The sequence below is a fragment of the Psychrobacter cibarius genome (assembly GCA_030686115.1).
Classification (GTDB): Bacteria; Pseudomonadota; Gammaproteobacteria; order Pseudomonadales; family Moraxellaceae; genus Psychrobacter; species Psychrobacter cibarius_C.
Map to the genome: position 1 here is coordinate 233764 of CP131612.1, position 13879 is coordinate 247642.

The 13879-nt window shown below is 45.1% G+C and carries 10 protein-coding genes; 7 read left to right on the top strand and 3 right to left on the bottom strand.

Annotated features, from left to right (window positions below; genetic code table 11):
- Positions 1-57 precede the first annotated feature (57 nt).
- The gene (locus Q6344_01000) at positions 58-2271 is read left to right on the top strand and encodes a molybdopterin oxidoreductase family protein (GenBank protein WLG13968.1); all 2214 of its coding nucleotides are present in this window, start codon (positions 58-60) and stop codon (positions 2269-2271) included.
- Positions 2272-2369: 98 nt separating this feature from the next.
- Here the strand turns inward: Q6344_01000 and Q6344_01005 are convergent, their stop codons facing one another.
- Positions 2370-3695 carry a D-amino acid dehydrogenase gene (locus tag Q6344_01005; protein ID WLG13969.1) on the bottom strand — a complete coding sequence of 442 codons (1326 nt, stop codon included), beginning with the start codon at positions 3693-3695 and terminating at the stop codon, positions 2370-2372.
- Positions 3696-3769: 74 nt separating this feature from the next.
- Positions 3770-4543 carry a folate-binding Fe/S cluster repair protein gene (locus Q6344_01010; protein WLG13970.1) on the bottom strand — a complete coding sequence of 258 codons (774 nt, stop codon included), beginning with the start codon at positions 4541-4543 and terminating at the stop codon, positions 3770-3772.
- 326 nt (positions 4544-4869) lie between these two features.
- Between Q6344_01010 and Q6344_01015 the strand changes: the two genes are divergently transcribed.
- From Q6344_01015 to Q6344_01025, 3 genes are all read left to right on the top strand, one after another.
- Positions 4870-5223 carry a zinc ribbon domain-containing protein YjdM gene (locus Q6344_01015; GenBank protein WLG13971.1) on the top strand — a complete coding sequence of 118 codons (354 nt, stop codon included), beginning with the start codon at positions 4870-4872 and terminating at the stop codon, positions 5221-5223.
- Between the two features lie 111 nt (positions 5224-5334).
- Entirely contained in the window at positions 5335-6636 is a 1302-nt protein-coding gene (hemL, locus tag Q6344_01020) for a glutamate-1-semialdehyde 2,1-aminomutase (GenBank protein WLG13972.1), read from the top strand.
- A 266-nt stretch (positions 6637-6902) separates the two neighbouring features.
- A complete protein-coding gene (locus Q6344_01025) occupies positions 6903-8642 on the top strand; it encodes an AMP-binding protein (GenBank protein ID WLG13973.1) in 1740 nt (579 codons plus the stop codon).
- Positions 8643-8661: 19 nt separating this feature from the next.
- On the opposite strand, the gene Q6344_01030 is transcribed toward Q6344_01025, so the two are convergent.
- Complete coding sequence (locus Q6344_01030) at positions 8662-9000, bottom strand: DUF962 domain-containing protein (GenBank protein WLG15106.1); 339 nt, start codon at positions 8998-9000, stop codon at positions 8662-8664.
- Between the two features lie 472 nt (positions 9001-9472).
- Here Q6344_01030 and ppx point away from each other — a divergent pair, with 472 nt between their 5' ends.
- From ppx to tilS, 3 genes are all read left to right on the top strand, one after another.
- Positions 9473-10999, top strand: coding sequence for an exopolyphosphatase (gene ppx / locus Q6344_01035; GenBank protein ID WLG13974.1), 1527 nt, complete (start codon positions 9473-9475; stop codon positions 10997-10999).
- Between the two features lie 226 nt (positions 11000-11225).
- On the top strand, positions 11226-12029 hold the full coding sequence (locus Q6344_01040) for an acetyl-CoA carboxylase carboxyltransferase subunit alpha (protein WLG13975.1): 804 nt from the start codon (positions 11226-11228) through the stop codon (positions 12027-12029).
- Between the two features lie 229 nt (positions 12030-12258).
- Positions 12259-13860 (top strand): tRNA lysidine(34) synthetase TilS, encoded by a 1602-nt coding sequence (tilS, locus tag Q6344_01045; GenBank protein ID WLG13976.1) that lies wholly within the window; start codon positions 12259-12261, stop codon positions 13858-13860.
- Positions 13861-13879 lie beyond the last annotated feature (19 nt).

The window sequence follows — 13879 nt, forward strand, 5'->3', positions numbered from 1 at the left end:
CGCAGTAATACTTTTATAGTGGAATGACTATAGTAAAAAATAACAGGGAGCGCGACCATGGCTAGTGAAAAGAGTCACACGGATGAACAAACACATTTTAGAACCTGCAATTTATGCGAAGCAATGTGCGGTATTGAAATAAAGCACGATGGAGCAAAGGTATTATCGATTAAAGGCGATAAAGATGATCCATTTTCTAAAGGGTATATTTGTCCAAAAGCGACTGCTTTGCAAGATTTGCATGAAGACAGTGATCGCCTGCGTCATCCCGTTGAGAGAACGGCTAACGGTTGGAAAGAGATTGGCTGGGCTGAAGCTCTCGATAAGGTTGCCGCCGGTATTCAGTCGGTACAGAAAAAACATGGTCAAAACGCTTTCGGGATTTATTTAGGCAATCCTAATGTCCATAATTTGGGCGGCATGTTAACCATTAAGCATCTATTAACCAGTATTAAGACGCGCAGTCGCTTTTCTGCGACTTCCATCGACCAGTTGCCGCATCACATTGTTAGCATGCATCTGTTCGGGCATATGCTGCGCATCCCTGTGCCTGACGTCAATCGTACCCAATATATGCTTATTATCGGCGGTAATCCGCTGGCGTCTAACGGTAGTATTATGACAGCGCCAAATATGCGCCAAAAGCTAAAAGACATCAAAGCCCGTGATGGCAAAGTAGTGGTCATCGACCCAAGGCGCACCGAAACCGCCGACATTGCTAGCGAGCATCACTTTATTCGTCCAGCGACCGATGTTTTGCTCTTGCTTGCCATGCTCAATGAAATTTATCTCCAAGGGTATGCGGACAAGGCACGTGCTAACAATAATAGAGCCGCGGCGCTCGCGCCAGAGATTGCACGCATTGCAGACTTTGCAAAAGACTATAGCGCCGAGTCCGTCGCTGATATTACTGGCATTTCGGCAATTAAGATTAAACGACTGGTCAAAGAGTTTTGTGAAGCCGAAAGCTCGGTCTGTTATGGACGCATGGGCGTTTCGGTGCAAGAGTTTGGCTTGCTGAGTCAGTATCTCATTATGCTGATTAATATTGTCACAGGTCGTTTGGATGAAGTGGGTGGCATAATGTTCCCCAATCCTGCGGTTGATGTGGTCAATAACTCTGGCCCAGGTTATTTAGGTAAGCGCCATAGCCGCGTGAGTAACTTGCCTGATTTTAATGGCGATTATCCCGTCGTGGCAATGGCGGATGAGATGTTGGTAGAAGGGGCGGGGCAGCTAAAAGGATTTATGACTGTCGCGGGCAACCCTGTACTCAGTACGCCGAATGGTGAAAAGTTAGATACGGCTTTTGCCAACTTAGACTTTATGGTCGCTATTGACTACTTTGTCACAGAAACCAGCCGTCATGCGCATATCATTTTGCCGCCGGTATCGCCGCTAGAGCGCGATCATTATGACGTCACCTTTAACAATTTTGCTGTCCATAACGTCGCCAAATATTCAAAGGCATTGTTTGCTAAGCAAAGAAGTGCCAAACATGACTGGCAAATCTACTTAGGGTTAGCAAAACGCTTGGATAAAAAAGCCGTACTTGCAACCAAAGTCGAACGCCTAACAATAAAAGTTTTGGGTCCGAAATTTGTGCTTAATCAAGGTCTGAAACGTGGGCCTTATAAGGGTCTCAATCTAAAGCAATTGAAGAAAAATCCGCATGGAATTGATTTGGGATCGCTCAAAACCATGCTGCCACAAGCGTTAAAACACAAAGACAAGCAGATTCATCTTAATGTTGATTTTTATCGAGCAGATTTAGAGCGGGTGCAGGAGATGATGCAGGACTATGATGACAAGCAAATTCTATTGATTGGTCGTCGTCATGTACGCAGCAATAATTCGTGGCTACACAACAGCTATCGCTTGGTAAAAGGTAAGCCGCGCTGTACTTTGATGCTGCATCCTGAAACGGCGAAACAGTACGGTATTGAGGATGGTCAAAACGTAAAAGTAACGTCGCGTGTGGGTAGTGTCACGATCGTAGCAGAAGTGACGGATGAGCTGATGCCAAATGTCGTGAGTATCCCTCATGGGTGGGGTCATGGCCGTAAAGGGGTAAAACAAAAAATCGCTCAAGCGCATGCGGGCGTCAGTGTCAATGATTTGACAGACGATACCTTAATTGATCAGCTAAGTGGCAATGCGGCAGTCAATGGCGTACCGGTACAACTGCAAGCAATCGCGCCAGAAGCGACTGATTTGGAGACGGCTGATTCAGATGTTAATTTTGATATGGAATCAGGGAGCGCTGCATAAAATAGTTCTAGAATAAAAGTCTTTCATATAAAGAAAAAAGGCGCTGACTTATATTGGTAGCGCCTTTTTTACATTTCCTACTCTTACGTTTCTTATTTTTACGATCCTAAGCCAACAAAATCAAAATCGACTGGCGGTGTCTCACCTTGTATTAATAAGCTGATCGCCTGCGCCGAACCGCAAGCATGCGTCCAGCCAAGCGTACCATGACCCGTATTAAGCCATAAATTATCAAAACTAGCATCCACATTATGACTGCCATGACGGACTTGACCTCTGTGCGCGCGCCCAATTAACGGCACATTAGAAGGGGTCATCGGACGTAGCCCTGTCCAATATTGCACAGAATTGGCAATGATACCTTTGGGAAACAACTGCTGCACACGGCGGGTAATGGCTGCACAGCGCGTGCTATTTAAATCCAAATTGTAGCCGTTAAATTCTGCCGTTCCAGCGACGCGTAATTTGTCGCCAAGGCGTGATGTCACCAGCTTAAACTCATCATCAATGAGACTGACAAAGGGTGCCAGATGCGGGGCGCGAGGGTTGATTTGATAAGTGGCTGAGTAGCCTTTGGCTGGGAAAATAGTTAAATGAATATGCAGCGGCTTCATGAGTGATACGCTATAGCTGCCCAATGCCAGTACATGGCTGTCTGCACTAAAGGTTTGCGCGTTTTCGCCCTTGGGTTGAATGGTAATACTATGGATATGCGGGCGAGCAGAATGGGCGTCTGCGTTTAACGCCAGAATCTCGGTATCGTATAAAAACTTAATGCCAGCCTCGATGCAGCGCTCGGCTAAGCGCTGGGTAAATAAATGGGCATTACCCGATTCATCACGGCTGGTATAAGTCGCACCTTTTAGCTTATGAGCAATAGGGTAAAGCGCAGGCTCTAGGTTAACGGCATTATTGATATCGATGACATGACGCTCACAGCCTAACGCTTGCATGCGCTCCGTTGGCGCAATCGCGGCATCAAATTCCGCTTGATTGGTATAAAAATGCATAATACCACGCGTTTGCTGCTCGTAATCAATACCGATATCAGCACGCAACTGTTGTAGTGCATCTCGTGAATACAAGCCCAAACGTACCATTTGTACCAAATTGGCATCGGCTCTATCTGCCCGGCATTCTTGCAAAAACTGCATCGCCCACTTAAGCTGCGCCTTATCAGCACGCAAGCGATACAACAGCGGCGCATCCTCGCGAAACAGCCATTTAAGCGCCTTAATTGGAGCCGCAGGGTTTGCCCAAGGGGTTGCGTGCGAGACAGATATTTGCCCACCATTGGCAAATGAGGTCTGCATACCGGCGGCTGGCTCACGCTCAATGACGGTCACATCGTAGCCTGCTTGGCGAAGATACCATGCGGTGGTCACGCCCACCACGCCCGCTCCGAGTACCGCAATATGGGTCATAGATTACTCTGCTGCTTTTTTAGTAAAAATGTTTTGACGAGTGCTGCTTATTACGCGTCACTCATCATATCGTACTATTTTTGACGCGCAACATCGGCTTGCAGCGCTGGCGGTAAGTCTAATATCGTAAGCTCACTATCCGCTAAATGCTCTGGACGGGCAACGACCAATGCTTTAAAACCATTACCATTAGTAGTGCCATCGGCAATCGCATTAACCACATGGATGTTTTCTAGCTTGTCACCGGCTGCTGGCACGTCACCTGTGCCGCTGACATAATGTAAAAACGCTTTTGGCGCCGCTTTAAAATAAATACGGGCAATCACTTCTTGACCAAGATAGCAACCTTTATCATAGTCCATACCACCACGCTGATGCAGACGCAGCTCTTGTGGCTGAAACAGACCTTGGGTTGCAGCAACTATCCAATAGTTGCCAATGGCAAGACTCGCTTGCATCCACGCTTGGGTATCGGCTGGCGTATTGTGGTTTTCCTGATGACTAAAAGTTGGCACGTCATCAAGCACGCAAGGATAAATGGGCGCGGGCGCACTGGTGTCAAATTTTGAAAAGGCACCGAACTTTTTTAAATGGGCTTGAAAAGCCTCAGCACAATCGGCACTGATAACCACATCATAATGCTTTTCGGCTTGTTTTTTTATCCACAAACCAAAATCAATGCGACCTTTTAAATTGCTAAGCGCCGTTGCTTGATAACTGAGTCCGAGCTTGGTGACATCAGAGGTTAGCTGACCCTGCAAGAATTTTTCTGCATCTTCACCTTGAATCGTTAGTTGAACAAAGTGTGGCAATGTTGATGGGAGGGTCGATACGTTTGATTGAGTCATTATTATTATCCTATTCATAAGTCGCTATCGTTATCAGTAGCCATAGCCTCAGATATTGTGGTGAATACTGAGTTGTTAAAGTAATTGCTAAAGTAAATATTGAGGTTTTTACCATCTAAAGATACATGGTCATCAAACCAAATTTAGTTAAAGCAGAGTACCACAAAACACTGTGTGATAAAAAATGTCCGCTGTAAGACATGAGCGAATCTATCAATTAGTCACAGCACCGCATTTACGAGTGAAGCGATTGGTTAAAGCTGGCGAGTTACGGTACAATGTTAGCTCTAGAATACACCCAATTTATCACGGCTGACGAGGAAATTATGAGCTTACCCAATTGCCCAAAATGCGATGCTGAATATACGTACGAAGATGGTGCGTTACTGGTATGTCCCATGTGTGCTCATGAATGGACTGCGGCTGAAACCGATGCGGCACAAGCTGAAGAGCAAGACGCGGTCATTCGTGATGCGGTCGGAAATGAGCTGCAAGATGGTGATACCGTCACCGTGATTAAAGACTTAAAAGTCAAAGGTTCATCGATTGTTATTAAAGTCGGTACCAAAGCAAAAGGTATTCGCCTGCTGCCCGATGCCTCTGATGGTCATGATATTGATTGTAAACTTGATGGTTTTGGCCCGATGAAGCTTAAATCTTCTGTTGTTAAAAAAGCATAAATTATTAAATGTGCTTTAAAAATCTGCTAAGCATTAACAACAAGCCGCAAGGTTATTGTTAATAAAATAAGACAGAACCAATATTAAAGAAATAATAAGTAGAGAATAATGATGAGCACTAAAAACGAACAGCTATTTGCGCAAGCACGTAAGCATATCCCTGGTGGCGTAAACTCGCCCGTCCGTGCCTTTGCTGGTGTTGGTGGCACGCCTATTTTTATGCACCGTGCTCACGGCAGCAAAATTTATGACACCGAAGACAATGCCTATATCGATTATGTTGGCTCTTGGGGTCCAATGATTTTGGGACACGCGCACCCTAAAGTAATCGATGCAGTCAAAAAAGCGGCTGATGATGGTCTAAGCTTTGGCACACCAACGCCGTTTGAAACGACTGTTGCCGATAAGATTTGCGAAATTGTCCCAAGCGTTGAGATGATTCGCATGACCAGCTCAGGTACAGAAGCGACCATGAGTGCGATTCGTTTGGCTCGTGGCTATACTCAACGTGACAAAATTGTTAAATTTGAAGGCTGCTATCATGGGCATTCAGACAGCTTATTGGTAAAAGCAGGTTCGGGTATGCTAGATATTGGCGAGCCAACATCAAAAGGCGTGCCAGCGGATTTTGCTAAGCACACCATTACCATTCCTTATAATGATCCGCAAGCGATTAAAGATTGCTTTGAGAAATGGGGCGAAGAAGTCGCCTGCGTTATCTTAGAGCCGATCGCTGGCAACATGAATATGGTCATTCCAACCCAAGAATTCCATGATACCTTGCGTGCAGAATGTACCGCCAACGGTTCAGTGCTGATCTTTGATGAAGTGATGACGGGCTTCCGTGTTGGTCTGGGCGGCGCCCAAGCTCACTTCGGTATTGATCCTGATTTGACGTGCTTTGGTAAAATCATCGGTGCAGGTCTGCCAGTTGGTGCTTTCGGTGGTAAAAAAGAAGTGATGTCTTGCATTGCGCCACTCGGCGGCGTCTACCAAGCCGGCACATTATCAGGTAATCCACTGGCAATGCGTGCGGGTATTGCGATGTTTGAAGACTTAACCGTAGACGGCTTTTATGCTGAGTTAGCAGCGAAAGTTGATCGTCTAGTAGACGGTTTTCAAGCGGCAGCTGACAAACATGGCATCAACATGCGTACCAATAAATTGGGCGGTATGTTTGGCATGTTCTTTGTCAAAGACAATGAAACTGACACGCCAAAGAACTTCGATGACGTGACAGAGTGCGATATGACGGTGTTTAATACGTTCTTCCATGGTATGTTGGATCGCGGTATTTATCTGGCACCGTCTGCTTATGAAGCAGGCTTTATGTCAATTAAACACAGCAATGAAGATATTGATATCTCTATCAAAGCCGCTGACGAGATTTTTGCAGAAATGGCAAAAGCGTAACTGTTTATTCAGGACCTTGTTTATTTAAGACCTGTTTAAAATGTATGTACTTACAAGAACCAGTATGAGAGATCATGCTGGTTTTTTTTGTGTCCAATATTTATCCTTTTGTGATTTTTACTATAAAAGATAAAGATTTTCTGACGATGACTGCATAAATGAAAAAACCAAGGCTAAGACAAATCCTTCTTTGGGTGATTGCAAAATAAACGATAAATTATGCTATTCTGAGATGAATCAAGACAATTGAGCAAGGATGCCAACTGATGACTACAAGCACTAATGCTATGCCTAGCAGTAATACGCCACCGTTATGGCAAGCCTCATATGAGAAATATGGAATAAGAAATAATTTAGATGTATTAGAGGGCAAGCACAACCTGCTGGATTTATTGCAACCCAAGATAGATCAGCATGGTAATTCTGTGGCTTTTAGTATGGGCCCCGCCACCCTTACCTTTGCACAATTGGATATTGCCAGCCGCCGTTTTGCTGCTTTTTTGCAAGCACAAGGAATCAATAAAGGCGACCGTGTCGCTGTGCAATTACCCAATATATTGCAGTATGCCGTGGTGTTACTTGGTTGTCTGCGAGCAGGCGCGGTATTGGTGAATGTCAATCCGATGTATACCCATTATGAATTGGCGCATCAGCTGACGGATGCTCAAGCTAGTGTGCTGATTGTCCTCGATGGTATGACCTCTGCTTACGATCAGTTAGATGATGCAGTCAAAGCGCAACTGTCATTCGTCGTACATTGTTCCGTCAATCCGAATGCTGCACCTGCTGATAACGATATTGCCTTGCTTACCCAACTTGAACCGTCAGCCGATACTACTCGTCAATTCAATCAAACCACAGCCGATAATGCTGCAAAAAATATCTTAGAGCAGAGTGTAAGCTTTGCCCATATTATGAGTGCATACCACGCTGAGCAATATCAGCCTGTTACTATCGAGCGTGAAGATTTAGCTTTATTGCAATATACGGGTGGCACGACCGGCAAGCCAAAAGGCGCGATGCTCACGCACTACAATGTCATGGCCAATGTCTGTCAGTGTTATGCGATGTTTGGTCATGCGATTGAAGCGGGTCGTAGCGAGCAGATCAAAATACTCAATCCGTTGCCGCTCTATCATATCTTCTCATTTACCGTTTGCGGCTTACTAGGCATTTATGGCGGCTGGGAAGATATATTGGTCACCAATCCGCGTGATATCGATGGATTAGTCAATACCATCGAGCAGCATCGTCCGCATGTCATTCCTTCGGTCAATACCTTATTTATTGGTATGCTGCATCATCCAAAGTTTGCCAACCTTGATTTTAGTCGCTTGGCACTATCTATCGGTGGCGGCACCGCAATTATCAAAGCCGTATCTGATCAGTGGCAACAAGTCACTGGTATGATTATCAATGAAGGTTACGGCATGTCCGAAACTGCACCAGTTATCTCTTTTAATCCACCTGGTATAGATCGTTTTAATGGTAGCGTTGGTCTGCCACTTGCGATGATGAATATTAAAATCATTGATGAACAGGGTGCAACTTGTGCAATAGGTACACGGGGCGAGATTTGTATTAAAGGCCCGCAGGTCATGCGTGGTTATTGGCAACGAGACAATGCAGATACTTTTACAAAGGATGGCTACTTTAAATCAGGTGATATTGGTGTGCTAGATGAACATGGATTTTTGACACTGGTGGATCGCAAAAAAGACATGATACTGGTTTCAGGATTTAACGTCTATCCCAACGAAGTAGAAGCGGCATTGACAGAGCATCCGAAAGTACTTGAAGTCGCGGTGGTTGGTATTGCGGATGAGCACAGCGGTGAAGTACCCAAAGCGTTTGTGGTTAAAAAGGATTTGAGCCTAACGGTAGAAGAGTTACAAAGCTTCGCAAGCGAGCGTTTAACAGGTTATAAACGCCCGCAGTCATACGAGTTTATCGATGAATTGCCCAAAACTGCGGTAGGCAAAATATTACGTAAGTCTTTACGTTAGTTGGGCTAGCGGCGAGTTATCATCGTCCGATTTTATCAAATTTACGGTCTTTTAAGCTGAGTCTACCGCGTAGGACATCACTGTACATACGAAAGTCGCTAGCAAAGCTTTTCAAAGGAAATTTGAACGAGGCAGGTTTGTTTTTTTCAAAGAAAAAATGACCGACCCAAGCGCAAGCATACCCAACAGCGATGCCTTTAAGTAATGGTTTTGGCGAAGCAGTTTTGACCGACTTTGCGAGTCCCGATAAGCCAAAGCTACTACCAGCAAAATGTAAGCGGCGGCAAGCCATGTTTTGATGTTCAGCTAAGTAGAAGTCATAAAATTTCTGCTTTGTTGGACTGACGGTTGTCATCATATTTTTTTTAGCATTGCTGACCGCTTGAGCATCGGCGTTTTTGGTAGTGTTTTGTGTGGTCGTTTGATTCATTTGTTTAGCTTCCTTGCTAATCGTTTATTGAGTATAGATATTAGGGCGAGTAATTAGAGTGCTTTCTGTTTTAATAAAGCGGCTAGGCGGTCATTAAGTAACTGTTATTTATTATAATATTGGTCGTTTTTAATGTAGCAAAACGCTATCCTTAACACAAGCAATGGATGTTTATGGCGCATTCGTTATTTTGTTAATGATACGCTTGCTGCTTAATTAGCATTTGGGTCACTTGCCAGTGTTTGGCATAAATGCTTTAATGGCGAAAATCGCATCAAATACGTGAGGCGCTTTGCGTAAATGGCTCTATTTGGTGCAGCTATGATGTTTATATGACTTAATCATCTGATTTTTAGCCCATATCCTCTCCCTTTTATCCAACACGGTAACGATTCCTCTTATGCCTATTGACTACCTTACAAATCCGCCGCTTGCTGATGATGAAATGATGGCAGCCATTGATATCGGTTCCAATAGTTTTCATCTGGCCATTGCGCGTCTTGACCATGGTGAGGTGCGAAAAGTCGTTTCTATGTCTGAAAAAGTCCAGCTTGCCGCAGGCTTGGACGAAAATAATATCTTAAGTGCGGCAGCTGCACAGCGAGGTCTTGACTGTTTGAGCCGATTTGTGGCGCGTTTGGATTCGGTACCACCCGAACGCATTCGCGTGGTTGCGACCAACGCTTTACGCCAAGCCAAAAATGCCAATGACTTTATTGCCCGTGCCAATAAAATATTGCCGAAACCCATTGAGATTATCGCGGGACGAGAAGAGGCGCGCTTGATCTATTTGGGCGTCTCACACACCAATGCCAGTAGTGACAAGCGTTTGGTCATCGATATTGGTGGCGGTTCGACAGAGTTTATCATTGGTCAAGAGTTCGATCCGCTATTGACCGAGAGTTTGCAGATGGGCTGTGTCGCCTTTACCCAGAAGTACTTTGCCGATGGTCAAATCACGAAAGAAGCCTTTAATAATGCGATATCAGCCGCTCGCAAAGAAGTGTTAGCGATTCAGGGTCGTTATCAAAAATTGGGTTGGAGTAGTGTGGTTGGCTCGAGTGGGACGATTAAAGCAGTACGTAATGTGCTGGTCTCTAAGGGCTGGGCTGATGAACAAGAGCGCATCACTTATAAAGGTGTCAAAAAGTTAGAGAAACTGTTGCTTAAAATTGGCAATGTCGATGACATCGATTTAGAAGGCGTTAAGGAACATCGCAAAGCCGTCTTCCCAGCAGGCGTTGCGGTACTGCGTGCAGTCATGAAAGTGCTGGGTGTAGATACCATTACTTACTCAGATGGTGCATTACGTGAAGGTGTGATGTACGACATGCTTGGACGCTTTGCTAGCGAAGATGTTCGTGATCGCAGTGTGCTGGCGCTGATTAAGCGTTATTCAGGGGACAAAAAACAAGCCAAACAAGTGGTGAAAACCAGTCGTCATTTATTTGAGCAAGTGAAGAGTCAGCTCGCCCTTACCAATGATGATTGTGATTTACTCAGACGTGCGGCTTTCTTGCATGAGATAGGATTGGCCATCAGTCATAGTAGTTATCATAAGCACAGCGCGTATTTGCTTGAGTATTCTGATATTCCAGGATTCTCGCAAGTCGATCAAAAGCGCATGGCACAGCTGATGCTCAATCATCGTCGTAAGCTCAAGGCAGATATGTTAGAGCAGACCTGTACTATCGGTGGTAATCAGCTCGTTTATCTTTGTCTGCTGCTACGCTTAGCCGTACTGGCGCATCACAGCCGCAGCGATTATGAATTACCAGAATTACAGTTACAAGCCATGGACGATAATTGCTGGCAAATCACCGTTGCCAATAACAGTGAGCACTACGCTTTCTTATTGCCCGATTTGCATACTGAGATTGAGCAGTTTGCCAAATGGGGCGTGACGCTGAGCGTGGTTGAGGGCTAGGCAGCGCTGCTTTGCACTGACGATCAACACGATGCCGTTACTATTGTAATGAGTATGCTATAGATTAACGTAACAAAAGCGGCTTTGTCAGTAATGTCATGCCATTTAAGATGTGCTACTATAGCTTCTATTGAGTTTACAACTGTACTTTCATTATCTAAAAATCGATAACGATATTATTCTTAAACATAAATACATTAAGTATAATTATTAAAGGGAAGCGTCTATGAGCACTGTCTGGGATAGTGTGCAGCTTGCACGGCACGCCAAGCGTCCATTATTTATGGACTATGTTAATCAGCTGTTTACCGAATTCGATGAGCTGCACGGTGACCGTGCTTATGCCGATGACAAAGCCATTCTTGGTGGTCTGGCGCGTTTTGATGGTCAGCCTGTGATGGTGATTGGTCAACATCGCGGTCGCAGCACCCGTGAGCGTATTGCTCATAACTTCGGTATGGCCAATCCTGAAGGCTACCGCAAAGTGATTCGTTTGGTCAAAATGGCTGAGCGTTTTAATATCCCTGTGATGACCTTTGTCGATACCCAAGGCGCTTATCCGGGTATTGGTGCTGAAGAGCGCGGACAAGCGCAAGCCATTGCCGAAAGTATCGCCGTTTTTTCTAGCCTAAAAGTGCCTATTATCGTGACTATCATCGGTGAAGGCGGCTCAGGTGGGGCGTTGGCTATTGGCGTTGGTGACAAAGTCAATATGCTACAAAATAGTATTTATTCGGTTATCTCTCCGGAAGGCTGTGCTTCTATTCTGTGGAAAACAGCTGAAAAAGCACAAGACGCTAGTGAAGCCTTGAAATTAAACGCGATTAATTTATATCAGATGGGGCTGATTGATGCCGTCATTGAAGAAGGTGAAGGCGCACATATCAAGCCGCAACCAGTCATGATCGCCTTGAAAGCACTTATTGCTGAGCAGTTAGATGAGCTTAAAGATTTAGACGCACACGCGCGTTGTGAGCTGCGTTATGAGAAGCTGAAAACCTTTAACTCAGAAGTGATGTTGCCTGCTTAATGGTCGCTATCACACCTCTGTTACTAAGCCTCTATGCATGTACACAAAGCTTTTCATATTAGAGACTGAGTCTTAATGCTAAAATAAAAACGTGTCATTTTATGGCGCGTTTTTTTGTGGCTGTTAATATATGTGCTAACTGACGCTGTAACTGATGTCGTAGCTGACGTATAAGCTGATTCATTTATATGTCAATTCATGTATGCATGCTAAATAAATAAGGCTGATTATGACCAGCAGTGCAATCCTCTCGCATCCTATGAAGCCAATCGCAGACTTGCCTGTCGATATCGATCTGGCACAAGCATTATTGAGCAGTATGGCTGAATATTGTGAGCAGCTGCATGGTCGACGGCTTTGGCTGGCGTGTAGTGGTGGTCGTGATTCATTAGCATTGGCTGCGCTCTGTGTGCAGCTCTATCGCCAAGGTAAGTTGCCATTTTTACCGCAGTTGCTGCATGTTAATCATGGTCTACAAGCAGATAGTGGCACTTGGGCGACACATGTCGCTCATTGGGCAAAAGCGCAGCAGATACCGTGTCGGATTTTACGTGCGCAAGTGAATGGTCATGATGAGCAAGCTGCAAGGCAAGCTCGTTATGATGTCATGCGAGCGCAACTCAATCAAGATGATGTATTACTCTTAGCGCATCATGCCGATGACCAAGCAGAGACGGTGCTGATGCGGCTGATACAAGGCGCTGGTGTGAATGGTCTGTCGGGTATGCAGCCGTGGCGTATCCAAACGCAGGGCGCACAGCGTATGGCATTATGGCGACCTTGGCTGACGGTCAAACGCGCCAATATCAGCAATTATGCTCAGCGCCTAAAGCTCCCTTATATCGATGACCCAACCAATGATGCTGGCGATAATGTACGTAGTGGGCTACGCCTTGACATCATGCCCGTATTGGCAACCTATAATTCCAATGTCATTGACAATATCGTCCGTAGCGCACAGCTATTGCGTGATGCCCAATTGATAATCAATGCACAAGCGGCAGAAGATTTACAGCAGATAGAGGTAGCATCATTACAGCTATCGTCTGCCCAGCGTGTGCTAAATATAGACAAGCTACAAGCATTACCCATTTATCGTCAGCGCCAACTATTGCATCATTGGCTCGGTCAAGATGAACCGTTACCGCCTGCTAAGCAGCTGGTCGATGATGTATTTATGCTAAGCCAACGTGGAGATGCTGATCACCAAACGGCGCTTTTTTGGCAAGCTCGCAAGCAGTCCTATACGATTTGCCGCTATCGTCAGCAGCTTTATCGTTTAAGCAGTGAGTGGCGCAAGTGGTTAGCATTACCGCTTACCAAACAGATTCAACCCTTATCTAATCTTGTGGTGGCTGATGCGTATTCAGCGGCTGCTCAGCCTGTATCAGTTACATTACGTAGTGATGATAACTTTATTTGGCAAGTGCAAATGATACCAGATGCCTTGGTAGAGCTATTAGACAGCGACCAAGATGGTGAGAAGTTTGAGATTACCTTCGCACCATTAGGTCGTCAGCAGCGTGTGCAAACTGCATTGGCATCACGTCCACAAGCGGGCAAAAAACTATATCAAACGCTTGGTGTACCTGTATGGTTGCGCGAGAGTTTGGTGGTGGTCAGTGCCGTATCCGTACAGCAGGATAAAGAGTGGCCATTATTGCTGGTTTCACCTTTTGAGAGCTGGGTATTAGGGACGAGTAGATCGCTAACAGACACGACAGAAAATGCTGGTGTTTTAGACAGTGCTATTAGAAGCAATGTTATTAGAAATAGTGCTATTAAAAACAATGTTATTAGAAACAGTCTAAGCATCAATAACGCTTTTTAATATTTGTAACCTAAATATT

Bases quoted from the DNA above. Each gene is read 5' to 3' on its own strand.
- hemL (WLG13972.1), top strand. From the start codon at position 5,335: ATGAGCACTAAAAACGAACAGCTATTTGCGCAAGCACGTAAGCATATC.
- tilS (WLG13976.1), top strand. From the start codon at position 12,259: ATGACCAGCAGTGCAATCCTCTCGCATCCTATGAAGCCAATCGCAGAC.
- Q6344_01030 (WLG15106.1), bottom strand. From the start codon at position 9,000: ATGATGACAACCGTCAGTCCAACAAAGCAGAAATTTTATGACTTCTAC.
- Q6344_01040 (WLG13975.1), top strand. From the start codon at position 11,226: ATGAGCACTGTCTGGGATAGTGTGCAGCTTGCACGGCACGCCAAGCGT.
- Q6344_01005 (WLG13969.1), bottom strand. From the start codon at position 3,695: ATGACCCATATTGCGGTACTCGGAGCGGGCGTGGTGGGCGTGACCACC.
- ppx (WLG13974.1), top strand. From the start codon at position 9,473: ATGCCTATTGACTACCTTACAAATCCGCCGCTTGCTGATGATGAAATG.
- Q6344_01010 (WLG13970.1), bottom strand. From the start codon at position 4,543: ATGACTCAATCAAACGTATCGACCCTCCCATCAACATTGCCACACTTT.
- Q6344_01015 (WLG13971.1), top strand. From the start codon at position 4,870: ATGAGCTTACCCAATTGCCCAAAATGCGATGCTGAATATACGTACGAA.
- Q6344_01025 (WLG13973.1), top strand. From the start codon at position 6,903: ATGACTACAAGCACTAATGCTATGCCTAGCAGTAATACGCCACCGTTA.
- Q6344_01000 (WLG13968.1), top strand. From the start codon at position 58: ATGGCTAGTGAAAAGAGTCACACGGATGAACAAACACATTTTAGAACC.